Here is a 26324-nt window from a genome sequence, read left to right on the forward strand (position 1 = left end):
ATTATTCATCAAAAAACAGATCCTCTTTTAATTTTTCAATGCGTTCAAGTGCATAAATGGCGTTCTTTGCACCTTCGCCCGATTCGGTTAAATAAATCCGGTAGTAATTCATTGCCAGTGTTTTGTTCGAGTTGTATTCTTCGTAAGTCGTTGCAATTTCAAACAATACTTCTGTCTTTCCCGGATTCAACTCGTAAGCTTTCTCCAAGGCTTCAATTGATTCTTTAAACTGTCGTTGCTGACCATACATTTGCCCCAAATGGTGATACATTTCCGACACATAATCAGGCACGGTTGCATCAATTGCAAAAGTCATTAGCTCAATAGCGTCCTCGAAATTATTTAATTTTCGGTTGCATAAACTTTGGTAGTACATCACCAGCGGGTCGTTCGGGCTGAGCAATTTTAGATCGCCAAATATGTCGAGTGCTTTTTCTTCGTGGTCGGCAAAGTAAGAGCTAATACCATAATTCATCAATATTTCAAAAGCCGGTTGTTTTTCCTGCTCCAGATATTTTTCAAACTGCAACATTGCAGGGCCATAACGTTTTGTTTTATAAAAAAACATCGCTTTTTCAAACAGTAACTCTTTATCAGCCGGAAACTGTACCAGGCCTGAATCGATAGTAGCCATTATTTCGTTGGCCTCTTTTTTCCAGTTATAGCAGTGTATCAGATTAATGTAAGTTCCATGATCGCGGGGATTCGCCTCAAGCACTTTTTCGTAAAGATCGCGTGCCTGTTCGCGCTGAAAAACACGGTATGAACAATAAGCCAACTGTTTGTTCCAGTAAACGTTGGACGAGTCTTTTTCATAAATACCGGAGAAAACATTGTAAGCAGTTTTATAGTCTTCAAGGTTAATATGAACGCGTCCGAGTTTTCCGGCCAATGCCAGGTTATTGGGTTCAACCTGAAGCGCTTTATCGTAAAAAGCAATGGCATCGCGGTTATTGCCTAAAATGGAAAAACATTCTGCCGTTTCTTCCAGCATTACAATATTATTGGCATCGTACTGAAGCCCGTTCATAAAAGCCTCCAATGCTTGTTGGTAATTTTGCAGGTTTTTATACACCACACCTTTTTTATAATACAATTCGGCCGAAGGATTTGCAACCAACTCTTTATCGATCTCCTGAAGTGCTTTATCGTAGCTCTTTTCAATTAAAAGTAAATCAATTTTACGCTGCGCCAATGTGGAGGTTGCAACACAAAACATAATAATCAACAGGGTTGAAATTTTTAATCGCATAAAAATTTATTTATTTATTCAATAGTGTTATCGGTTGAAGAGGTGTTTTAATTCATTAAAAGTTTATTGAAGAACAAAATTAATTGGCACGGTATAACTCACATTAACCGGTTCACCACGCTGATATCCGGGTTTCCATTTTGGTAAGGAATTAACTACACGAAGTGCCTCTTTATCAATTGATGGATCAACTCCCCGGGCAATTTTTGCATTTGCAATTGTGCCTTCTTTGGTAACCACAAAACTTACATAAACTTTACCCTGTATACCATTCTCAATAGAAATCTCCGGATATTTGATTGAGTTGGCAATGTATTTACGCAACGCGAGATCGCCACCCGGAAACTCCGGCATTTTCTCCACAATAAAAAATACCTGATCTTCTTCCTCCAGCTGAAGCGGCTCTTTTTCTTTGCTTTTTACAAGAAAAACAGCGCCCGTACTATCTGTATCAAATTCGTAATTATTTTTGTCATTTAGCAGGGCATGTAAAAATTCCAGATCTTCCTGACTGCCCTGCAGTTTCATGCCATCGTCGACCAGGCGAACAGTAATTTTCCGATCATTACTATCCTCAACTTTTGTTACTTGCTGAGTTTCTTTTTGTTCACATGCAAAAATTACAACCAAAGCCAGCAACGAAACAAATCCCAAAATATATTTCAGGTTCGCCAATTTTGAAGAACGGATTTTTGAAATCATGTGAATCCGTTTTTTAATCAGCGACGAATTGAAATTATTTGCAATATCAAACTGCATACCAACTGCCTGACTTAAAAGCAATTGTTTATACTGAGCAGAACTGATCCCTGAATTCAGCACTGCATGGTCGGCCAGGTATTCGTGATTTTCGCGGATGGCACGTTTTAGTAGCCACATAAACGGGTTAAACCACTGAAAAACAGTAAGTATTTCAAGTATCAGCACATCGAATGTATGTCCTTGTTTGATGTGTTCCATTTCGTGAGTTACCATTTTTTCGTAACCCAATTCCTTTCTCCTATTCGGATTGATGAAAATATAGCCTAAAAACGAAAAGGGACTAAACTCCTTGTCAACCATCACAAAACGATAATTATCAACGTGTTGAACCTCATTTTTCGAGATGATCAATAAAATCTGAATGATCCGAAAAATCATTCTTCCGAGAAAAAAAGTTAATCCTAGTAAATAAATAAGAATGATGATTTTGCTTGAACTGATTGATTTTACCATTGCACCGGAAAGATCCTGCCCGTAGATGGTAACTGCTTCTAAAACATTCCGGTAAGGTGTTACAGTAACTTCAGCCAGCATGTTTGACTGTGGTGCGTAAACCTGAAAATGCAGAAACGGCAGAATTACCGAAAACAAAATGGAAAAAAGCAGGAATAGCCTGTTTAAACGGAAGAATGTTTCTTTCCGTAGAAACAAAACGTAAATAAGTGACAGTAGCGACAGGCTTATTCCCGATTCGATAATAAAGTTCACTAAATTATTCATCGGTATCCCGGTTTTCGTTTTCTATATCGCGTTTCACATCCTCCATCAGCTCATCCAGTTCCGATAAACTCATATTATCTTCCTTGGCAAAAAACGAAACCATTTCCTGGAACGAACCACTAAAATAATTTCGCATAAAATTCTTCATAAACGAACGTGTATATTCCTTTCGCGAAATTAAAGGAAAATATTCATGAGTTTTTCCGTAGGCATTGTGGTCCACAAAACCTTTCTTTTCCAAAATGCGGATAATCGTAGAAACCGTATTATATGCGGGTTTAGGAATAGGCATTTCTTCAATAATGTCTTTTACAAATGCTTTATCAAGATTCCAGAGTAACTGCATCACCTGCTCTTCAGCTTTGGTAAGTTCCTTCATTTTGTTCGTTTATTTTTGATTTCTGCTAAACTACAAAAACTGTACCTAAAAATTTAGTTAAAAAACTATTCTTTTAGGTACAGTTTAAAAATAGTGCTTTAATTTAAGGCGAAATTAATTGGAACAGTATACTGAACACGAACAGGTTCGCCACGTTGTTTTCCAGGTTTCCACATGGGTAAAGCTTTTACCACCCGAAGTGCTTCTTTATCCAACGACGGATCAACTCCGCGCGCAACTTTAACATCTCCGACCGAGCCGTCTTTTTCAACAACAAAAGAGATGTATACTTTACCTGCAATTTCATTCTTTTTGGCATCCTCTGGATAGCTTAGCGCATTGGCAATGTATTTTCGTAAAGCTTCGTCGCCACCCGGAAATTCGGGCATGTCTTCTACTACAAAGAATACTTCGTTAGCGCCTTCTCCATAGGAGTTCTTTTTCTCTTTTGCTGCCTGTTTGTCAAGCGCAAAGTTAATGGGTACTGTGTAACTTACCTTTACAGCAACACCTTTTTGTTTACCGGGCTTCCAGGTTTTGTTTAGTGCATTCATAACCCGCAAAGCCTCTTTATCGAGCGAAGGATCAACACCCCTTGCTACTTTTGCCCCTTCTATTTTACCCAATTCACTAACTACAAAAGTAATGTATACTTTACCTTGTATACCATTCTCTTTAGCAGCAACGGGGTATTTTACCAATGATGCAATGTCATTGCGAAGAGCCTCCTCTCCTCCCGGATATTCGGGCATATCATCAACAACTTGAAATACGCCTTTTTCCTTATTGTCCTCCTGGGCAAAGACGCTCATTGTCAGCATCAAACCCAAGATAATTAAAACAAATTTTCTCATAATTCTTTTTATTAGTGGTTAATTTAATATTGCTTACTGCAGCTTAAATGTTATTTGTGCATTGTAGTATACTTTAACAGGTTTACCGCGTTGTTTACCAGGTTTAAAACGAGGCAGGCTGTTTATTACGCGCAGTGCTTCTTTATCCAGCGAGGCATCTACAGGTCGCAGCACTTCTGCATTATTTACTTTTCCGTTTTCGTCTACTACAAATTTTACATATACTTTTCCCTGTATTCCGTTTTCCTGTGCTATTACCGGATAATGTACATGCGAATTGATGTACTGGTACAAGGCTTTGGTACCGCCCGGAAATTCCGGAGACTCTTCCACAATCACAAATATTTCATCAACGGCCTCTTCTTCTTCATCCATACTTTCCACTATTGGTTGCACCTCAATAATGGTTTCGTCATCAGCCTCGGTGTCTTCAATCACCAATTCATCTTCAATTTCAATATCATCATCAACAATATTTAGCACCTCAATTACTTTTGGAGGTGGCGGTGGCGGCGGTGGTTTCACCTCGGGCTCTCGTGTTATGGGAATAATTTCTTCCTCTATCTCAAGCGATTGAATCATTCCCAGAGAATCGGCTTTTTTGGGGGACGTTGTCCATTCAAAAGCCAGTAACATGGTTCCCAGCGCAACTACTAAACCAACTAAAAAGAAGGTGTTTCGTTTTCCTTCCAGATCTGCTCTCTGTGTTTTTTTACATTCCATAATCATCAGATTTTTGTTATTACTCTAAAGTTTACCGTTCATTAATAGTAAAAACAACATCTTTTGTATGGCCATTTTTCAGTTATCCGTTACTTGAACAAACATATAACTAATATTTTAGTTTTCAAACTAAATATTTAGTTATTTAAAATACAAAATTCCATATAGCTGTATTGATGATAGTTATATAACTACTTTTTTAGTTATATAGTCAATGAGAGTTTTTCAACAAAATGTCTTTTACAGGATTTCAAAGTTATCCCGGTCAGAAAGTAATGGGAATTTTTGTCTGAAATTGTGTAATTCGGAGTAGGAAATTTCAAAAGTTTTAAGCGCTTCATTTTCTCCAATAAATTCTCCAATTCCTTTAGGAGAAATACAAGACGAATCGCCGAGATATTTTAAACCGGTACCATCCGTTCCAACACGGTTAACACCAAAACAATAGGCCTGATTTTCAATAGCTCTTGAAATGAGCAGGTTTTTCCAAACATGATGACGTGGCGATGGCCAATTAGCCATAAAAAATACAACATCGTAATCTTCCAGGTTTCGCGTAAATACCGGAAAACGGAGGTCGTAACAAATTTGTGGACAGAATTTCCAGCCTTTGTATTCGACGATTAATTTGTCTTTTCCGGGTGTATAATGCAAATGCTCCTGCCCCATGCTGTACAAATGGCGTTTATCGTACGTTTCAAATTTACCGTCAGGAAATACCCAAAACGCACGGTTATAAAACTTTCTATCATCTTCAATGATCAGACTTCCAACCACTGCCGCATTTTTATCCGCAGCTACTTGCTGCATCCATCTAGCTGACGGCCCATCCATCGGCTCCTTTAACTTTTTAGGCTGCATCGAAAAACCGGTGGTAAACATTTCAGGAAGTATGATCACGTCTGTCTCGTTAATCTTATCAAACCATCCCGAATATTTTTTCAGGTTTGTCTGTGGATCTTCCCAGATAATATCGGGTTGTATGACGGTAATTTTTAGGTTTTCCATTTTGTTTCTCGCAGATTACGCGGATAAGCGCAGATTAGAATTTATCAATCACAGTAACTCCCAGATTTTCAAATTTGTTCATATTCACCAGAGCCTCAGGTGCTTCTTCCAGCGAAATGGTTTTACCCAGCATGAGTTCAGGATGTACCTTGCCTGCTTTTATCATTTCGAAAACAGCATTGTAACGAAAGGCCTGCATACCGTGGCTTCCAAGAATTTCAATTTCGTGAGCCACTACTTTATCCATAGGCACTTTTGGGTGTCTATGATCGGCAGTTGTTAAACCAACCTGCACATGTTTTCCCCGTTTTCGCAAACAGGAAATCGAATTAAAACAGGTTTCCTGGCTGCCCAGCGCATCGATGGAAAGATGTGCACCTCGACCGGTAACTTTCATAATTTCGGCCGGAACAGCATGCGTTTCTTTTGCGTTGATCAGAATGTTTGCGCCTAACTTTTTAGCCAGTTGCAATTTTGTATCATCAATATCAACGGCAATTACATTGGCGCCTGCACCCGATGCAATATTTATGGCCGATAAACCGACTCCCCCACAACCATGCACGGCCACCCATTGTCCGGCTGTAACTTTCCCCTGGTCGATAACCGCACGAAACGAGGTGATAAACCGGCATCCCAGGCTGGCAGCTGTTACAAAATCAATCTCATCGGGCAAATGCACCAGGTTGATATCTGCATATTTTATTTCCACATACTCCGCAAACGATCCCCATGCAGTAAACCCCGGTTGAAACTGATTATCGCAAACTTGCTGATTACCTGTCTGGCATTCGGGACAACAGCCACAACCACTAACAAAGGGAACCGTAACGCGGTCGCCAACTTTATAGTTTTTGATTTCTGCTCCTATTTCGGCAACTGTTCCTGCTAACTCATGACCGGGAACATGTGGCAAAACAATATCCGGATCGTGCCCCATCCAACCGTGCCAGTCGCTGCGACAAAGCCCGGTGGCTTCCACTTTTATTATCACACTATCGGGAGAAACTGTTGGATTGGGAACTTCTCTGACATCAACTTTTCCCTGAAATTCTTCGTAATAAACAGCCTTCATTTTAATTAGCCGGAAGACCAAAGACAGAAGTCTGAAGAAAAGTCCCCAACTCCCAAATCAATCTTTCCTATTTTTTAAGTTTCACAATATCTTGACGAACTCAAATGTAGTTAGAAGTAATTTGAAATGGAAAGGATATCTATAAAAGTCTTTGTGATTTTGCACCGTACTTTAGTGCGGTGAATAGTAGATGCCATGAAAATGGCTTTAGCCGTTAATCATTTTAAAGGCTAAAGCCAATTTGTTCTGCTAATTATTTTCGCCAAGCTAAAGCATGGCGCAAAATTATTCGGACTCAATACAATTTATCAGTTTTTCAATTCAACAATTTGGAATCTTCGGCAACATGAGCCTGCAGCAACTTACTTTTATCCGGTGCCTTTAACCGTGTTGACGGTTCTTCCATATTTTCGTTGGGCAAACGGTAGATTTGGGTGGCTTCAATACTGAGAAAGCCAAATTCTTCCACCACTTTTCCTTTTATCAGGTAGCAGCCTCCACCCGAAAACGGGAAACGAACAGCAACATCCGGAAACTGCACCGTATCGATCCAGTGCCCTTTAAAATCGATGAACACACCAAAACTCATGGTTTTGCCATCGTTGGTGCGGGTACGTTTTACATGTACCAGGCTTCCTACAATTGCCACGTTCTGGTTAATCAGAAAGGCCAGATCGGCAGTAGTGGTTGGCGGTAACTGCATATTTTCCAGTAAATGAAAAGGCGAACAGGTAACCGGGAATCCCAGCAGTTCAATTTCATCGTAAGCATTTTCCAACGGATGATAGTACAACTCCGGGATTTTAAACTCCTTTACTTCCTGCTTGAATAAAGTACGCTCGGGCGCCGTTTTTTTCGATTTCGACAGAATAAAATGTGCATTCCACAGTAATTCCTTTTTCGATTTGCGGGTAAAATTAAAAGCGCCAATCCGGATCAAAATACTCAGCTGCTCCAGCGAAATGGGTACACGCTCCAGAAAATCCTGTAAACTGTGATAATAACCACCACGGTAACGCTCGTTCAAAACCGCATTTATCGTATTCGTTTCCATGCTTTTTAAAAATCCCAGGCCAAGATGAATCACTTTTCCATCAATCACGGTCTGCATTTCGCTGCGGTTAACACTGGGCGGAAAAATCGTTGCCCCGTGCATGCGTGCCTCGTGCACATACAATTCGGTGCGGTAAAAACCACCGCCGTTATTGATGGTTGCCACAATATATTCCAGCGGATAGTAGGCCTTTATAAACAGTGCCTGAAAACTCTCTACCGCATACGATGCCGAGTGCCCCTTGGAAAAAGCGTAATTGGCAAAACTCTCGATCTGCTCCCATACCCGTTTTACCAAATCGTGGGCATAACCGCGTTCTGCACAGTTGGAGAAGAATTTATCCTTGATCTTTCCAAACTCGTTGCGTTGTTTGAATTTCCACGACATGCCACGCCGCAAAATGTCCGATTCGGCCAGCGTGAGACCTGCAAACAAATGCGCCACTTTTATCACATCTTCCTGATAAACCATAACGCCGTAGGTTTCTTCCAGTAGTTGGTAAAGTTCCGGAGCCTCGGCTTTGGCAGCCACACAACGACTACGATCGCGGTAACGCAGAATGTACTCGCGCATCATTCCGCTTTGTGCCACACCCGGGCGAATAATCGAACTGGCTGCCACCAAACGCAGGTAATCGTCGGCCTCCAGTTTAGTCAACAACATGCGCATGGCCGGCGATTCCACATAAAAACACCCGATGGTATTTCCACGCTTCAGGAGCTCTTTTATTTGTGGATCTTCCTTAAACGTTTTTAGGTCGTGAATGTCAATTTCAGCACCTGCATTTTCCTGTACCAACTGAATGGCATCCTGAATTTTACTCAAACCACGCTGTCCCAGAATATCGAACTTGGCAAAACCAATGTCTTCGGCTTCAAGCATACTAAAATGTACTGTCGGAAAACCTTTGGGCGGCATAATAGTTGCTGAATATGCGCTAACGGACTCATCAGAGATCAGTATCCCGCTGGAGTGCACACTCAAATGACTCGGAAAACCATGAATGAGTTTGCTGTACTGCAACACCAGGCGACCAATATCATCTATACCATTAAGACTATTTAGCTTTTGCAGTTTTTCAATTTCGTGCGTTGGCAAACCAAAAACCTTTCCCAACTCGCGAACTACCGATTTGTACTGAAATGTAATGTAAGTTCCCACCAGCGCTGTGTGATCCCAGCCATGCCGGTCGAAAATGTAGCGCGTAATATGATCGCGGTCGCGCGAAGCAAAATCAATGTCAAAATCAGGCGGACTTTGCCGCGAAGGATTAATAAAACGCTCGAAATACAGGTCCAGTTCAATTGGATCGACATCGGTAATACGAAGCAGGTAAGCCACCATACTGTTGGCGCCACTTCCCCGCCCCACATAGTAACAACCTTCGCGGCGGGCGTACTCCACCAGGTCCCAATTGATAAGAAAATACGAGGCAAAATCCATCTGCCTTATCACGGCCAGTTCTTTCTCCATTCGTGCAACCACGGCATCCGAAGGATTGCTAAAACGATATCTCAACCCTTCGTTCGCCAGCTTTGTCAATAATTCGAAATCCTCTTCGGGCGAGTTGGTAAAACACTTTTTGTTTTTGGCTTTTTTGAAGGTAAAATGAATGGAACAACTGTTAATCAGACGCTGCGTATTCTCAATAATATCCGGAAAATCGCGAAATACGTCCCTGATTTTTTCCTGCGGAAACATAATCTCATCCGGACTCGCTTCTTCGCTTTTGGGTAGGCGACTTAGCAACATATTATTGTCCATCGTACGCAAAAGCCGGTGGATATTAAAATCACGTTTATTGCGAAAAGTTACCGGCTGTAACACAAGCAGTTTTTCCCGGTGGTTGCGCAGGTCGCCAAATATTTTGCTGATCTGCGTTGGTTTTACACCGATAAATTCATTCGCGCGCAACAGTTTTGGATGTACTTTTCCTACCGGATAAATAAAATACACGTCCTCCATTTCAGGAGCTCGTTCCGCAAAATCAGCCTCCTCGTGCAAATGCATCGTCAGGTGCTCGTTCAGCTTCTGAAAACCATTGTTGTTTTGGGCAATGCCAATGTATTGTTGCTGTGCTCCGTTCCTGAAATCGATGCCCGCAACCGGACGCAGATCTTTTCCTTCGCAACGACGGATAAAATCGATGATTGCCGAAGTATTATTGATATCGGTCAACACCAGCGAATTGTAACCTTTCCCGGTAGCTTCATCAATCAACTCATCGATAGAAAGCGTACCGAATTTGTAGCTGTAATAGGTATGGCAATTTAGTAGCATTTTTAGTTACGAGTTTTTAGCTATTAGTTTCAAGCCGCAAGCTTCAAGAATCAATCTAATCCCAAAAAAATAGGCAATTGGCAAAATAGCAGTATGCAAAATCAGCCAGTGCCACCCTGAGCGTAGTCGAAGGGTACTTGTTCCCAACATCAATCATTTCAATCTAATTCAATCTTCATCACTCCTACTCAATTTACATCCTCCTGCGTGCCGGAATTACCGGTGGCAGGCCGTTAAACGGGTTTGTCATTTGTCCGATACCACGTGTTCCCATGGTTGAGGCACGTTGCACGGCATTTTGCCCAAAACGATTCCGGATCTTATCCATGCGCTGGTACAGGTTTATCAGTTTGGTATCGTCTTCAAACAATTTCATCTGGTAACTTCCGCCCACCAAATGACTGAAACGCACGCCCACCAGCCGCACCAAAACCCGACGCGTGTACAACTGATCGAAAAGTTCCATGGTGGTTTGAATAAGCGTATGATCGAGCGAAGTGTACGGAATGCGCTTTTGCCGGGTGCGGGTATCAAAATCGGAATAACGCACGGTTACCGTAACACACGACGTAAGCTTGTTTCCGTTGCGCAGGTAAAAAGCCAGTTTTTCGGCCATGGCCAGCAGCAGGTTTTTCAGCGCCTGCACATCAATGGTATCTTTCTCAAAAGTAAGCGACGACGAAATGGATTTCCGCTCGTGATAAGGTTCTACCAACGAATTATCGATTCCCTGCGCCTTTTTCCACAGCACAATTCCGTTCTTTCCCATCACTTTGTCCATCAGTTCGATAGGCATCTTCTGGATGGTTTTCACATAACGGATTCCCATGCTCAGCAGCATTTTGTAAGTCTGATCGCCCACCATCGGGATTTTTTTCACCGGCAGCGGCGCCAGAAACTCTTTTTCATGCCCGTATTCAATTTGCTGGAAACCATTGGGTTTTATCTCGCCAGTAGCTACTTTCGACACCGTTTTATTGGTCGACAGTCCAAAAGAAATGGGTAAATGTGTTTGGTCGATAATGCGCTGGCGCAATTCCTGTGCCCACTTGTAGCAGCCGTAAAATTTATCCATTCCGCTTACATCGATATAAAACTCGTCGATGGATGATTTTTCGTAAAGCGGTGCTTCTTCTTTAATAATATCCGTTATCTCATCGGAGAATTTGCTGTAAATGGAGCTGTTTCCTTTTACCACAATGGCCTCGGGGCAAAGCCGGCGCGCCATTTGCATGGGCATGGCCGAATGTACACCGTATTGTCGCGCCTCGTAGCTGCAGGCCGCCACCACTCCCCGTCCACTGGTACCTCCAACCAACACCGGTTTGCCGATCAACTCGCGGTTCATCAGCCTTTCACACGACACAAAAAAGGTGTCCAGATCAATATGTACAATATTCCGATTCAAAATGTCGATATTTTCGTCAATTTTAGGACTATAATTTAGTCATTTTTTATTATATTTGGAAATAAAAGTCTGAAGACCGAAGTCGGGAGACGGAAGAAAGATTGCGTCACCTCCTGCGTCGGTTCGCAATGACGTAATTTATATATTACATAGGTAGTTTGGGCGCGGCTTACCGCGCCCAAACTACCCTCCGTTCTGATTTACAGAGTCATTGCGAAGGAGTCGACACGACGACTGAAGCAATCTTCAATCCATACTAAAAACAATAAACTATGCATTTCGCAAACAATCTAAAATTCCTACGTAAACGGCGCAAAAGATCGCAAATGGACCTGGCAACCGAGCTGGGATTAACGCGTACTACCCTTTCCGGATACGAAAAAAATGTGCAGCCGCCTTTTCCGGTGCTGATAAAAATATCGGAGTACTTTAATGTATCGCTCGATGCACTGATAAAATACCGGCTGGAAGTTTTGTCGGAAGAACAACTTTCGCAAATAGAAAAAGGATTCGATGTAGATGTTACCGGACGAAAGCTCCGGCTACTGACAATCTCTGTGGATAAAGAGGGAAAAGAAAACATTGAAATGGTTCCGGTAAAAGCACAGGCCGGTTATACCAACAGTTACGGCGATTTGGATTTTATTGCGTCGTTACCCAAATTCAGACTCCCGTTTCTACCGGAAGACAAAACTTACCGCACTTTCCAAATTCAGGGCGATTCGATGCTGCCCATAAAAGAAGGCTCGTGGGTAACCTGTTCGTTTACCGAAGACTGGACCAACATTAAAGATGGCAAAGCCTGCATTGTTGTAACTCAGGATGATGGTGTAGTTTTTAAGCTGGTTTACAAACGATTAAAAGACAAAAAATTCTTACTGGTTTCGTTAACCCGAAATTATTCGCCTTACGAAATTGCGGTTTCGCAGGTGATGGAAATCTGGCAATTTGAAACCGTAAACAGTTTTGAAGTAGAAAGCGATTAGGGTTTTAAACTAAAAAGTGTATTTTCAGTCAAAATCAAAATAAACCAAAAATTTTTACCATGAAATCTCAGTTCATTCTATTTTCTCTTCTTTTTCTTTTTGCTGTTTCAACAGGTAAGGCACAAAACCAGGCCGACGATAACTGGATGCAATGGCGCGGCCCGCTGGGCAACGGCGTGGCTGTAAAAGCAAATCCCCCGGTTGATTTCAGTGAAACCAAAAACCTGAAATGGAAAACCGCAATACATGGCAGAGGAAACGCTACACCAATTGTTTACGAGGACAAGATCATAATTTTAACAGCTGTTCCAACTGATTCGTCTGCCGATCCGCAAGTGTCACCCAATGTAGACCACAACTTTAACGTAATTCTGGTGAACCGAAACGATGGTAGCATCATCTGGGAAAAAACGGTTGCCACCGATCTTCCCCAAGGCAAAATTCATGAATTAAGCAGCTGGGCCTCGAATTCACCCTGTACCGATGGCGAAATGATTTATGCCTACTTCGGATCGTTTGGACTGTACTGCCTTGATTTCGAAGGGAATATTATCTGGAAACGCGATTTCGGAACAATGGAAAAGCGCATGAACTTTGGCGATGGTGCATCGCCATACCTTTACAAAGACAGGCTTTTTGTGCAATGGGACCACGAAGGTGACTCATGGATATATTGTGTTGATAAAAAAACCGGGAACGACATTTGGAAAATGGAACGCGACGAACCCACCAGCTGGTCGACACCTTTTGTTGTTGAGGCCAACGGAAAAACTCAGGTTATAACCAGTGCAACAACAGCAATTCGGAGCTACGATTATGAGAACGGAAACGTTTTATGGTCGTCAACCGGAATGACCGGCAATGTAATACCGGTACCAATGGTTGAAAATAACATGCTGTATGTAACAAGTGGCTTTAGAGGAGCAGCTTTGCAGGCAATTGATTTAACAAAAGCCAATGGCGATATCACCGGAACTGACGCAATAATATGGGAATATAACCAGGATACACCCTATACGCCATGTGCGCTGCTAATGGATGGAAAACTTTACTTTTTGCGTGCAAACAATGGAGTGATGACCTGCCTTGATGCAAAAGACGGAAGTGTTCTTTACTCCAAAGAAAGACTGGAAGGAATAAGCACAATTTTTTCATCTCCTTCGGGGGCCGATGGCAAAATTTACATTGCCGCAAAAGGAATCTGCTTAGTTGTAAAAGCCGGTGAGGATTTTGAAATCCTGGCTTCAAACGAACTGGATGACGACTTCCATGCATCGCCGGTATTTGTTGATAACCAACTTATATTAAGAGGATTTGAAAGTTTGTATTGTTTTGAGGAATAATTAGATAGACCATACTATAAAAAAATGGCGGAAACTTATCAATTCAAGTTCCCGCCATTTTTGTTTGATATTGCAAAAAGTAAAAGAACAACCGGTGAAACCTTATGACTAACAACATGGTAAACCGAAAATCAGCGGCATAAAAAAAAGCCTGCTTTCGTATTTCAACAAAAACAGGCTTCTGCGTTATAACCTTACTCTCTAAAACAATTATGAAACTTTAATTTCAACGGGCTCTTTTTCAAGCGCTTCTTCCTTTTTCGGAAGTTCAATGCTTAAAATTCCATTTTCAAATTTTGCGCTAATCTTTTCAGCATCAACCGATTTTGGCAAACGATATTTCTTTTCGAAATTTTTTGTACCAAACTCGCGGTGTGCATATTTATAACCCTCGTCGTTTTCCTTTTCTTCTTTCTCAACCTTAACGGTCAATACATTTTTGAGAACATTTAGCTGAAGATCCTCTTTTACGAAACCTGGCAACAATACTTCGATCTTAAATTCTTTTTCTGTTTCAAAAATGTTGGTTGCAGGCGATGCACCACATTTATTCACATAGTTTTCGTGGTAATCGTTTCTCAGGAAATTGTTGAATAATTCATCAACTAAAGTTCTGTTTACGTTGTAACGTGGGTTTTCAAATCTTACTAAATTCATGACTTTTCCTCCTAATATTTTAAATTCTTGTTTAAAATTTTGTTTTCAAATTACTGCATGCCATAAATCAATTCCTGTTCCAACAAACTTTTCCTACCTGTCTTGTCATTTTCGATCTCTGAAATAATGCCATAGTGACCGTTTTGATGATTTTATAATGCAAATATGGCAGAATATGTAGTTTTATGGATATATAACCAACCGCAATCAAAGCTGAAAATATTGTTACCTTTGCGCAAAATTTTTCCAGAAATGAGGATTGATATTATAACAGTTTTGCCGGAAATTATTGAAAGTCCGTTTAGTCATTCAATCATTAAGCGGGCACAGGATAAAGGGCTGGCAGAAATACATATTCATAATTTACGCGATTATTCGGAAGACAAACACCGACGAGTTGACGACTATTCGTTTGGCAAGGGCGCAGGCATGGTAATGGCCATTCAACCTATTGAAAAAGCGATTGAGACATTAAAAGCCGAACGCGATTATGATGAGATAATTTTCACAACACCTGATGGAGGAGTTTTCGATCAACAGGAAGCCAATAAACTCTCGCTAAAGCAAAATTTAATCATTCTTTGCGGACATTATAAAGGTATCGACCAGCGAATTCGGGACACCTATATTACAAAAGAAATATCGGTTGGAGATTTTGTACTAACCGGTGGCGAACTTGCCGCAGCAATAATAACCGATGCTGTTGTTCGCCTTTTACCAGGAGTACTTTCCGACGAAACATCTGCCCTTACCGACTCATTCCAGGATCACCTGTTAAGTCCGCCGGTTTATACACGTCCGGCTGAATATAAGGGAATGAAAGTACCGGAAGTTTTGCTTAGTGGAAACGACAAACTGGTTGATGACTGGAAACACGATCAGGCCATTGAACGTACTAAAAAGTTACGCCCCGATCTTTACAAAAAGTATCTTGGAGAAGAATAAACGATGAGCAATACAACAACCAACACAATCGAATTAATTAAGAAACCCTCGAAACAAACAACCGCTAAAACAATACTAATAATTGGTGTTTTTCATGGCGAAGAACCTCAGGGCGAATATGTGATCAGGAGATATCTCGAGAATGCTAACTTTGAAAATATCAATAACCACTTAAATTTTATTCCTTGTCTGAATCCATGGGGCAAAGAACGAGGTGTGCGCGGAAACCATAATGGAGTGGATTTAAACCGCAACTACCCAACAAAAAACTGGATTGAAACCGAGAAAGATGAGAACTACTCAGGAAAACAACCAGCTTCGGAAATCGTAACTCAGCAAATGATCGATTTACTTGAAGAAGTAAAACCGGAGATAATACTTACACTCCATGCACCATTAAAATGTGTGAATTACGATGGCCCGGCAAAAGAACTGGCGGAGAAAATTTCGGATTTTTGTGATTATCCGGTAATTGCAGACTTGGGATACCCTACTCCCGGATCGTTTGGCACTTACTGCGGTGTTGAACGCAACATACCTACCATCACTCTTGAATACGACGATGAAGAAGCTTACGAAAGCATCTATACTAAAACAGAAAAGATTTTTGACTGGCTGGCCGTTTATTAGTTTACAGTCTCAGTAAACAGTTTTCAGGACTTCTATCTCTTCAAGCTTCGTACTTCGGTCTTCAAACTTCTCAATACCTTCTGCAAATTCCGCGATAAGCACAATACTCGCACTTTTTATCGTGCTCAGTCTGCGCAAACTCATTGTCTTCTGAAAAGATTTCGGAAACCAAACCGGCCAATTCTTCTTCAAATTCTTCAGCTACTTCGTCAAAGAAAAAGTCTTTGTAATTCATTTGTACTGCCGCCGTAAAATTCTCGGCAAATAAACTGCGCAAAGGGTAAATAGCCGCCTGAATTTCTGCGCCATTGGTTTCGGTTGCTAATCCCCACGAATAAATCAGAGCCTGCAAAATCTCCTTTTTCGGCTCTTTTGCATCTCTTTCAAACAGCTCGTCAACCGCTTTAAAACGCGTTGTTTTTACATTTCCGGTTTTATAATCGAGCACCCGGGTCACGCCATCAGCACGGTCAACACGGTCGATCATTCCTCCAACACATATTTTATTATCGCCGGCTTGTATCCAACGTTTGTAGCGCTGCTCCAAACTAACAACAGTAAATGGAGCCATTTCCTTGTCAATTTTTAAGAGCTGACGTAAATAGGTTATGGCATTCTCGAAAATCAGCAAGGTTTTACCTTCCAGCTTAATTTCGCCTTTTAGCGGAAGTTTCTTTTTCAAATAGTGAATGGCAATCTGTTTGGTCACCTCGTTCTCCAGCCACACACGGTCTTTTTGAATTTTCTCGATATTACTTTTTTCAACAACCCTACCTATGTAAGGCTTATACAGCTCTTCCAGCGTATCGTGAAATATATTACCAAAAACAACGCCGTCAATTTCTTCTTTCACTTCCTCAGGCTCCGGTAAACGAACCACATACTGATAGTAAAATTTCAACTTACAATTCAGGTATGTATTTATCGCACTTGGGGAAAGCGGGTGATCCTCCGAATTATTGGCCAGCAATTTCGCCACAACTTCTTTCGAACTTTTTATGCGAATCTCCTCTACCGGATCATTCGAAAACGAAAAATCGAGGTTTAACATCTCAGGCTTATGCATCGAATCGTATTGCAACTGGTAACCGTAACGACTTAACTCTCCTGTGCCAATGCCCTCTTTCACAACACTGTAGGTAGCTGTTATATTTTTGGCACGCTGAACAAGACGATAAAAATAATAGGCATACATGGCATCCTGTTCATCGATACCCGGTAATCCAAATCCCAAACGAATATTAAAAGGAATAAACGACGGTGCTGTGAATTTTCGTGGCCATTTATTTTCGTTCAATCCAAGAATGATCAGGTTTTCAAAATCCAGACAGCGGGTTTCCAAAATTCCCATCACCTGCATCCCACTTAACGGTTCGCCTTCAAAAGCTACCGAAACCTGCCCGAGATACTGTGAAAACAATCGGAAATAAACGGCCTCACTAATTTCGCGCTGCTGTTCGCTCAATACGTCATCAACAACGGCTTTTAGCTTTTCAATGGACTGATAAATGGAATAAATCAACTCCAAAAGCATGGCATTGTCAATTTCAGTATCTTTTAAATGACCATAAAATGCGGCAAGCACATTTAAGAAATACGAACTGTAATCTGCGGTTTTTTCCGGAAGCGTAAATATTTGTTTGTGCAATGGAGAGAAATCAATCTCGGCAAGTGGCACCGTAATTCGGTTGTAATTTTTTAATTGGTTAATATATGCCTTTGCAGCCTCACTCGCGGTATCGCCCAACAACTGATGATTTAAAACATCGGTTACATAACGGTAATAGACCACAAAATTATCACCTTCTTTTCGTTTGTTTTTCAGCAGCGTTACCAGCAACATTAAAAAGCCGTAAACCACCGAATTTCGCACCGAATACCCCATCGTAACATTTACCTTATCGATATTCGCCGGCACGGCACCCAGCGCTGAAAACAGCAGACTTTCATCGGCAAGCACAATCGCGGTATTGTCAAACTCTTTTTTGTACGACTTTTTTGTTTCATCCAGAAAATTAGGAATCTGTTGCGCCTGCCCGTAAACCGACGAAACAGCAACCATTTTCATATTTTTCCGATGATTAAAACATGTTACGTCCAGCTTAAAATCTTCAGGCTGCGGAAATTCCACCAGGTTTGTTCTCAAGAAATGGCCGGCTTCATTTTGCTGATCGTTGAGATACGACACATCGTAATCCCATAAAAACTCAGCCTTTCCTAAACTTTGCAGATGTTTAAAGAATCGCTTTTCGCAGGCGTTCAGCGCATTCAAGCCTACGATATAATATTTTTTGTACGGGAAACTCTTTTTTTCATCATCAAGATTTTCAGCCACTTCCCGATCCTGCATTCCGGGGTAAGCCAATTGTTTATCGGCAAGTTGTTTTTTGAAATCCTGGTAAACAGGATACAATTTATTCCAAATTGATATGTATTTTTCCTTAAAACCTTTTTTGTCCACAACGGCCATACTTCCCCAAAACTGCTCAAGCGCTTTTTTCTGCTCGTCGGTGAGGTAATCAAACACCGATTCTATTTCTTTCAGATCAGAAACATTGGTAAACAGATCTTTGGCATTTACCAGGTAACGATCGATATCATTAAAATCTGCCAGCAGAATTTCTCCCCAAAAGTAGAACTCATCAAAGGTTTCAGTGGTTTTGGTGTGCTTAAGAAACACATCGTAGAGCAACGAAATCAACTGCAGCTTCTCGCCTTTTTGCACGGAAGAATACGATGCCATTAACTCATTTATCGTTGTTGTATTGGGGCCAATCACCGCTCCGTCAACAGTTTTCTGCAAATAATGAGTAAAAAAAACGCCAGCTCTTCGGTTAGGAAAAACCACACACAAATCTTTTAACTCGTTTTGATGTTTTTGATAAATAAATTTAGCGCATTGCGAGAGAAATCTTTCCATACTTCAGTTCATCGTTCAGGGCTTAAAGTTCATAGTTTAGCCTGAATAAACAAGAAATTGATGCAATAAAATTTTCTTAAATTAGAGCTTTCGTAATAACCTTTTTGTATAAATCATTCTTTCACAACATGAAAAAAATAGCACTATCACTCTTATCGTTTATTCTTACGGTTCAATTGTTTGCTCAAGACCGTATTACAGGCCTCAACTTTGCCACCCGAAGCGAGGTAATCGCACAAAACGGAATGGCTTGTACCAGCCAGCCTCTGGCCACACAAGCGGCACTTGATATTTTAAAAGCCGGCGGCAATGCCATCGATGCAGCCATTGCCGCCAATGCTGTTCTGGGATTGGTAGAACCCACCGGAAACGGCATGGGTGGCGACTTGTTCGCCATTGTCTGGGATGCAAAAACAAAAAAACTATACGGATTAAATGCCAGCGGACGCTCGCCTTACGAATTAACGCTTGATTATTTTAAGGAAAACGGTTACGAAAAAATACCATCGCACGGGCCACTTCCGGTTTCTGTTCCAGGTTGTGTTGATGGCTGGTTTGAGTTGCACAATAAATTTGGCAGCCTACCAATGAAAGAAGTGTTAAATCCGGCCATTTCCTATGCAGAGAACGGATTCCCGCTAACAGAACTTATTGCTTATTACTGGGGCCGCAGTGCCTTTCTAAGTCAATACCCGGGTTTTGAAGAGATTTTTATGCCCAATGGAAAAGCTCCCAAAAAAGGCGAAGTATTTAAAAATCCATTCCTGGCTAACACTTTCAAACTGATTGCAGAGCAAGGCCGAGATGTGTTTTACAAAGGTGAAATCGCCGAAAAGATTGTAAAATATGTGCGCGAACAGGGAGGGTTTTTAAGCATGAAAGACTTTGAAGACCATCATTCGGAATGGGTAGAACCTATTTCTACCAACTACCGCGGATACGACGTTTGGGAGCTTCCTCCAAACGGTCAGGGAACGGCGGTATTGCAGATGTTAAACATCCTGGAGAATTATGATATCGCAAGCATGGGATTTGGCTCACCTGAATACATGCATCATTTTATTGAAGCAAAAAAACTGGCCTACGAAGACCGCGCAAAATATTATTCCGACATGGATTTTAATGATCTTCCTATTGATGAATTGATCTCAAAAGAATACGGCAAAGAAAGAGCGGCACTGATTAATGAAAACCGTGCAGCCCGCTCCTATCCTGCCGGTGAGTTGGAACAGGGAAACACCATCTACCTGACAACTGCCGACAAAGACGGCAATATGGTTTCACTCATTCAAAGCAACTACCGCGGTATGGGTTCGGGAATGACACCAGGCAAACTGGGATTTATTCTGCAAGACCGGGGTGAATTATTTGCCTTGGAAGAAGGACACATGAATGCTTACGAACCACACAAACGTCCGTTCCACACCATTATTCCGGCTTTTATTACCAAGGATGGCGAACCCTATATTAGTTTTGGATTAATGGGCGGTGCCATGCAACCACAGGGACATGTACAAATCGTCTGCAACCTGATCGATTTTAGCATGAACCTGCAGGAAGCCGGCGATGCACCACGAATCAGCCACGACGGATCGAGCCAGCCAACAGGCGAAAAAATGAATGATGGTGGTCTTGTTTCATTGGAGAGTGGCTTTGAATACGAAACCATTCGCGAACTAATGAACAAAGGACACCGAATTGGATATGCTTTGGGCCCTTACGGTGGCTACCAGGCTATTATGTGGGACAAAGAAAATAAAGTATATTACGGAGCGTCTGAATCAAGAAAAGACGGGCAGGCAGCCGGATTTTAAAACATATATCAAAGAAAAACAGATTGCAGCACAAAAAAACAGTGCTTTAATTACATCAGAAAAAAATTAATTAATGTATTAATTAATTAGCTTTCCATATCTTATAGAAAATATGTAATACATATTCACTTTCAATATAAATTATTTATACAATTGAAAATAACCACCATAATATTCTTCTAATATTTCATTTATATTTCCCTGACATTGAAATCATACCCTTATGCATGCCTTTATTCATCTGCATTTTGAAGACGTATACAGTAAGCAAAGCATGTGCGGATTATTCTTCTGACGTCCTCATAGCATTGAAATTTATGTATTTAATCATCTTTATTATTCAATTATAATTAGTATTTTTATTAACAGTTATAATATATAATACAATATGATGTCATTTCTCAATATATTTCACAATATTGCATCATATTACCAATATTTCAATCACAGAGTTTAAATTTTAGAGCAATCTAAAACCAAAAGCTACCAAAACAACGAAACAATAATCAATTAGTTATTCACCAAGTTCTAAAAAATCGACAAAGACAAACAGAAATACACTTATTTAAAGAGTTAATCAATTTACTTTTTATAACACAAATAATTCTCTATGAAAAGATTCTTATTCACAATCTTCTTGATGAGCGCAGTTACACTATTTGCAACGGCGCAGAAACGCACCATTAATGGTGTCGTGCGAGAACAATCTACCAATGATTTACTCCCCGGAGTAACAGTACTGGAAAAAGGGACTTCAAATGGAACTGTGACGAATGTCGACGGTGAATTTTCCCTTTCTGTAGAACAGGGCGCAACACTTGTTGTTTCTTACATCGGACTTGAATCGAAAGAGGTTCTTGTGGGCACCTCTTCTACTCTTGAAGTTTTCCTGGCTCCATCTTCTGAACAAGTTGATGAAGTAGTGGTAACTGCAATGGGTATCCGCAAAGAAACCAAAGCCCTTGGTTATGCCGTTCAGGCAATTGCAGGCGACGAGCTGGTAAAAGTTAAGCAGCCTAACCTGGTAAACTCGTTAAACGGTAAAATTGCCGGTGTTAACGTTACCAACTCTGGTGGTGGCGCAGGTACATCGTCACAAATTATTATTCGTGGTAGCACCTCGCTTTCGGGTGACAACCAACCACTGTTTATTGTTGACGGTATTCCTATCGACAACAGTACGGTAAGTGCTGATTACGGTGCTGGTTTGAGTGCAACTTCAACCTACAGCGGTAACCGCGGTATGGATATCAACTCAGATGATATTGAGTCGATTTCAGTACTTAAAGGCCCTGCTGCTGCTGCGTTATACGGTCTAAAAGCAGCTGCCGGAGCAATTGTAATTACTACTAAAAAAGGTGAAGCCGGAGCAATGCAGGTAAATGTTAGCTCGAAATTTAAAGTTGACACGTACAACAAATTACCTGAGCAACAAGTCATGTATGGCCAAGGTAGCGACGGTGCTTTTGACGATGGAACAACTTCATCGTGGGGAGCCCCAATTTCCGGAACTATTTACAACAACCTGGAAGATTTTTTTGAACCGGCATTTTCGTACGATGTAACCGGAAGTATTTCGGGTGGTACTGAAAACGGAAGTTATTTTATGTCGGTTCACCGCCTGGATCAGAACGGCATTGTACCAACAACGGAATATGCAACCAATTCTATTCGTTTTAACGGCGAGCATAAAAAAGGCTGGTTTACTATTGGAATGAATACCAATTATATTTATTCGCAAACCACCAAAACACTTACCGGATCGGGTTTATACGGATCGGGAGGAACAGGTGCAATGCTTAGTTTGCTGAGATGGCCACGATCGAACGATATGAGCCATTGGATTGAAGGTGGGCAACGAGTTCCGCTTCTGCCAAATGTTGATCCGGAAGAAGATGTGGACAACCCTTACTGGACTGCACACAAAAATCCGGTTACCGACGACGTACACCGTTTTATCGGATCGGGTTATGTTACTATGCAGCCAACTGAATGGTTAAGCGCCACTTACCGTGCCGGTATCGACCATTACAATACATTCTCGCGAAACCTCGTAACTCCGGGATCGGCAGTAGCTCCTCCATACGACGAAGGTGCTGTAACCGAGTCGCAAAGAGAAAACAACATCCTTACATCGAACCTAACCGTTTCGGCCAATAAAAAAGTTGATGACTTTGATTTAGGTTTAATGTTGGGACACAACTACGAGCAGTCAACTTATTTCAGCCAACGGCAAAGTGCGATTGGTTTACTTTCTGATTTTATGAGCGTAAACAACGCCGACCGAGAAAATCAAACGTTTAGCAACTACCAATCGAAAAAGAGATTATATAGTGCTTTTGGAGAATTTAGTGCCAGCTACAAAAACATGGTATTCATGAGTGTAACAGGCCGTAACGACTGGTCATCAACACTGGCTGAAGAGAACCGTTCATTCTTCTACCCTTCTGTAAGCGGTAGTTTTGTTTTCTCTGAATTGTTTGGCGAAAACCTGAAAGAAACTTTCTCGTTTGGTAAAGTTCGTGCATCGTGGTCGCAGGTTGGTAAAGATGCTCCTGTATACCAAACAGCAACTTACATTGAAACAGTTAATACAATTGGTGGCGGTTACAACAACAGCTGGACTGGTGGTAACCCGTATTTGGCTCCTGAAACTACTGAGTCAACAGAACTTGGTTTAGATCTTCGTTTCTTTAACGGACGACTTGGTGCTGATTTAACGTATTACAATACCCGAAGTAAAGATCAAATCATCTCGCCAAGGGTAAGTATGGCAACCGGTTATATTTTCCAGTATACGAACTTCGGAACCGTTACCAACAAAGGTTTTGAGTTAACATTAACCGGAAAACCAATTCAGAATCGCAACTGGAACTGGGAAACAACTTTAAACATTTCGCATAACAACGGAACTGTATCCGATCTTCCCGAAGGTGTTCAGTTACTTTATGTAACCGACGTTCAGGTTGGACCGGCAACTCCGGCCTCTATTGGCGACGATATCTTCCTTGGTTTGATCGGCACACGTTGGGAAAGAACTGATGATGGTGAATTGATACTGGATTCAGACACCGGACGTCCGATTACTTCAACCGATGCAACCAATGTTGTTGGCGACCGCGAACCGGACATGCTTTTCGGATGGAACAACAGCATCACGCATAAAAACTGGAACCTGTCATTCCTGGTAGATGTAAGAGTTGGTGGCGATGTTTATAATGCTACTGAATATGCGATGACTTACTCAGGAATGAGTAAAATCACTGAAAACCGAGGTAATACTCAAACTTTTGAAGGAGTGATGATAAACAGCGAAACCGGCGAATACGAGCCGGCTACAAGTACGATCACGCTTGATCAGGATTATTACCAAAACTATTACACCAAAGAAGCCGAACCATTCATTACCAGCGTTAACTGGTTCCGTTTGCGTTCTGCATCGTTGAGCTACACCGTGCCTGCTGCATTTTGCAACCGCATTGGTTTTGTAAAAGGAATTGATCTTTCGTTAACAGGAACCAACTTACTCCTGTTTACCAATTACGATGGAATGGATCCTGAAGTTAGCGCCGGTGGTTCTGGTGTATTGGGAGCCGGATCATCGGGAATTGATTATGCTGGAGTTCCTGCTACCACAAGTGTTTCATTCGGCTTAAATGTTAAGTTTTAAAAAGAATTAGATATGAAGAAGATAACAATATTATTTCTGTTTTTCATAGGGGTGTTTTTCACCTCTTGCGAATACGACCTCGATATAAACAACTCTCCTAACGCGCCACAAGAGGCAGGTCCGGAACAACGTCTACCCTACATTTTAGCCGAAACGGTTGATTTTTACGGTAGCCACGGAACACGTACTGCTCACCTTACACAACAGTTAGGCTACGCTTATCGTCCCGGATTACGTTACTATATGTTTCAGAACTGGCAATTTGCAAATAATGCTGACGCATGGGTTTGGCAGTGCTGGTATGGTTATGCTTGGGTAAACATTGAAGAAATGCTGAACGATGCCGAAGATGTTGAAGCATGGCACTATACTGGTGTTGGTAAAATTCTTAAAGCATTTGGAAACGGTTCGTTGGTTGATGCTTATGGTTATATTGCCTACAAAGATGGTATTGCCGGAAATATTCAGCCCGATTACGACGATGCTGAATACGTTTACAGCCAAATTCTTCCGTTAATTGACGAAGGTATTGCTGATCTTCAGAAAACACAGGGAGAAAATGCTCCTGACCTGTCTGTTGGCGATGTAATGTATAACGGCGATATAAACAAGTGGACTAAGTTTGCCTACGGAGTGAAAGCCCGTTTTATGAGCCACCTGTCGAAAAAAGCTGAAGGAACTGATCTGTTGGCCTACAATACTGCAGGAATTCTTTCAAATATTGAGAAATCATTCCAGTCGAATAACGACGATGCTGAATACATTGGCGAAGATGGTGACATTTCGGCAAGATGGAGTATTCAACGCCAGAATGTAAGTAGTTCGAATAAACCTGGCAAATTATGGAAAGATTACCTGATGAATACCGTTGACACTATTAACGGTGGCGATGAGACCTGGAACAGCCGTGTAGTTGATCCCCGTACAGAGGTACTGCTTCCTAAAATTACGGATGGCGACAATGCCGGCGAATTCTCGTTTGCTGTTGATTTAAGCGAAACAGATCACGCGCCAACCACCGACGATGTAAATTATGTTGGAATGCGTTCTTCAGAGGACAATCCATTGTTTTACACGGAAAAGAATTCTCCTTATTTCCTGCTTTCTTATTCAGAGTTGAAATTTATTGAAGCAGAGGTTTATTTCCGCCAGGGAAGTTTGGAGAGCGCGCTGACTTCGTACCACGATGCGATTCAGGCAAACATGGACAAACTGGGAATTCCGGCAGATGAAAGTGCCGCTTTCATGGCCAGCGAAGCCGTTGTTCAGACCGCATCGGATTTGACATTGAGCCACATTATGATGCAAAAATACATTGCATGCACCTACAGTCCTGAAGTTTGGACAGATATGCGACGTTGCGATTATTGTATTGGTCCTGATGGTACATACGACTACGCAGCCGGCGTTTACAAAGGATTTGATCGTCCGACGTTTGTGTACGAAACGGCTTTCCCTCAGGATGACGACTATATACGTCGTTACCAGATGGCCTATTACGAGCGTTATTACAATGCTTCGAAAGTTGAGGCACTTGGCGTTTTCGAAAATGAATATATGACCACACCTGTTTGGTGGGATATTGAAGAATAGTTCTTTTAAGTCTAAAGTTAAGCTGTAACGGCTTGCCCGATCTTTTTTCGGGCAGGCCGTTTTTTTTTCGGCTGAGTTGAAGTGGTTATTTCTCAACCTCAACCTGTCATTTCTTCAGTTGAAGCACTCATTTCTCGACTTGAAGTGGTTATTTCTTGAGTCGAAGCGGTTATTTCTCGATCTTAAGCACTTGTTTCTTAAGTTGAAGTGCTCATTTCTTGAGTTAAAGCACCTATTTCCTGACATCGAGC

18 protein-coding genes are annotated in these 26324 nt (G+C 41.4%); 7 read left to right on the forward strand and 11 right to left on the reverse strand.

All coding sequences use genetic code 11. The annotated features are described in order from the left end of the window. Position 1: 1 nt before the first annotated feature. From G4420_RS17115 to dinB, 9 genes are all read right to left on the reverse strand, one after another. Positions 2-1252, reverse strand: a complete 1251-nt coding sequence (locus G4420_RS17115) for a tetratricopeptide repeat protein (protein ID WP_163325155.1) — start codon at positions 1250-1252, stop codon at positions 2-4. A gap of 63 nt (positions 1253-1315) precedes the next feature. Beyond that, positions 1316-2734, reverse strand: a complete 1419-nt coding sequence (locus G4420_RS17120; protein WP_163325156.1) for a M56 family metallopeptidase — start codon at positions 2732-2734, stop codon at positions 1316-1318. Next, positions 2727-3113, reverse strand: coding sequence for a BlaI/MecI/CopY family transcriptional regulator (locus G4420_RS17125; RefSeq protein ID WP_163325157.1), 387 nt, complete (start codon positions 3111-3113; stop codon positions 2727-2729). Before G4420_RS17125 ends, G4420_RS17120 begins: the two co-directional genes overlap by 8 nt. A gap of 98 nt (positions 3114-3211) precedes the next feature. Further along, positions 3212-3967: an energy transducer TonB gene (locus G4420_RS23410; RefSeq protein WP_163325158.1), complete on the reverse strand. Its 756-nt coding sequence runs from the start codon at positions 3965-3967 to the stop codon at positions 3212-3214. Positions 3968-4000: 33 nt separating this feature from the next. Further along, positions 4001-4690: an energy transducer TonB gene (locus tag G4420_RS17135; RefSeq protein ID WP_163325159.1), complete on the reverse strand. Its 690-nt coding sequence runs from the start codon at positions 4688-4690 to the stop codon at positions 4001-4003. Positions 4691-4930: 240 nt separating this feature from the next. After that, entirely contained in the window at positions 4931-5698 is a 768-nt protein-coding gene (locus tag G4420_RS17140) for an amidohydrolase (RefSeq protein WP_163325160.1), read from the reverse strand. A 34-nt stretch (positions 5699-5732) separates the two neighbouring features. Continuing rightward, a complete protein-coding gene (locus tag G4420_RS17145; RefSeq protein ID WP_163325161.1) occupies positions 5733-6773 on the reverse strand; it encodes a zinc-dependent alcohol dehydrogenase family protein in 1041 nt (346 codons plus the stop codon). 316 nt (positions 6774-7089) lie between these two features. Next, positions 7090-10107 (reverse strand): DNA polymerase III subunit alpha, encoded by a 3018-nt coding sequence (locus G4420_RS17150; RefSeq protein WP_163325162.1) that lies wholly within the window; start codon positions 10105-10107, stop codon positions 7090-7092. 193 nt (positions 10108-10300) lie between these two features. Next, the gene (dinB, locus tag G4420_RS17155) at positions 10301-11515 is read right to left on the reverse strand and encodes a DNA polymerase IV (RefSeq protein ID WP_163325163.1); all 1215 of its coding nucleotides are present in this window, start codon (positions 11513-11515) and stop codon (positions 10301-10303) included. 272 nt (positions 11516-11787) lie between these two features. On the opposite strand from dinB, the gene G4420_RS17160 reads away from it, so the two are divergent. Both G4420_RS17160 and G4420_RS17165 read left to right on the forward strand, forming a co-directional pair. After that, positions 11788-12501 carry an XRE family transcriptional regulator gene (locus G4420_RS17160; protein ID WP_163325164.1) on the forward strand — a complete coding sequence of 238 codons (714 nt, stop codon included), beginning with the start codon at positions 11788-11790 and terminating at the stop codon, positions 12499-12501. Positions 12502-12560: 59 nt separating this feature from the next. Further along, the gene (locus G4420_RS17165; RefSeq protein WP_163325165.1) at positions 12561-13844 is read left to right on the forward strand and encodes an outer membrane protein assembly factor BamB family protein; all 1284 of its coding nucleotides are present in this window, start codon (positions 12561-12563) and stop codon (positions 13842-13844) included. A gap of 210 nt (positions 13845-14054) precedes the next feature. On the opposite strand, the gene G4420_RS17170 is transcribed toward G4420_RS17165, so the two are convergent. Beyond that, complete coding sequence (locus G4420_RS17170; protein ID WP_163325166.1) at positions 14055-14501, reverse strand: Hsp20/alpha crystallin family protein; 447 nt, start codon at positions 14499-14501, stop codon at positions 14055-14057. 252 nt (positions 14502-14753) lie between these two features. On the opposite strand from G4420_RS17170, the gene trmD reads away from it, so the two are divergent. Then, the gene (gene trmD / locus G4420_RS17175; RefSeq protein WP_163325167.1) at positions 14754-15446 is read left to right on the forward strand and encodes a tRNA (guanosine(37)-N1)-methyltransferase TrmD; all 693 of its coding nucleotides are present in this window, start codon (positions 14754-14756) and stop codon (positions 15444-15446) included. A gap of 3 nt (positions 15447-15449) precedes the next feature. After that, complete coding sequence (locus G4420_RS17180; RefSeq protein WP_163325168.1) at positions 15450-16076, forward strand: DUF2817 domain-containing protein; 627 nt, start codon at positions 15450-15452, stop codon at positions 16074-16076. 70 nt (positions 16077-16146) lie between these two features. On the opposite strand, the gene G4420_RS17185 is transcribed toward G4420_RS17180, so the two are convergent. After that, positions 16147-18996: a PD-(D/E)XK nuclease family protein gene (locus G4420_RS17185; RefSeq protein ID WP_163325169.1), complete on the reverse strand. Its 2850-nt coding sequence runs from the start codon at positions 18994-18996 to the stop codon at positions 16147-16149. Between the two features lie 128 nt (positions 18997-19124). Here G4420_RS17185 and ggt point away from each other — a divergent pair, with 128 nt between their 5' ends. From ggt to G4420_RS17200, 3 genes are all read left to right on the forward strand, one after another. Next, complete coding sequence (ggt, locus tag G4420_RS17190) at positions 19125-20810, forward strand: gamma-glutamyltransferase (protein ID WP_163325170.1); 1686 nt, start codon at positions 19125-19127, stop codon at positions 20808-20810. A 610-nt stretch (positions 20811-21420) separates the two neighbouring features. Beyond that, the gene (locus G4420_RS17195; RefSeq protein ID WP_163325171.1) at positions 21421-24480 is read left to right on the forward strand and encodes a SusC/RagA family TonB-linked outer membrane protein; all 3060 of its coding nucleotides are present in this window, start codon (positions 21421-21423) and stop codon (positions 24478-24480) included. Between the two features lie 12 nt (positions 24481-24492). Further along, on the forward strand, positions 24493-26073 hold the full coding sequence (locus G4420_RS17200; RefSeq protein WP_163325172.1) for a SusD/RagB family nutrient-binding outer membrane lipoprotein: 1581 nt from the start codon (positions 24493-24495) through the stop codon (positions 26071-26073). The last annotated feature ends 251 nt before the right edge of the window (positions 26074-26324 follow it).

The sequence above is a fragment of the Draconibacterium mangrovi genome, assembly GCF_010586825.1.
In the GTDB taxonomy this organism is placed as follows: Bacteria; Bacteroidota; Bacteroidia; order Bacteroidales; family Prolixibacteraceae; genus Draconibacterium; species Draconibacterium mangrovi.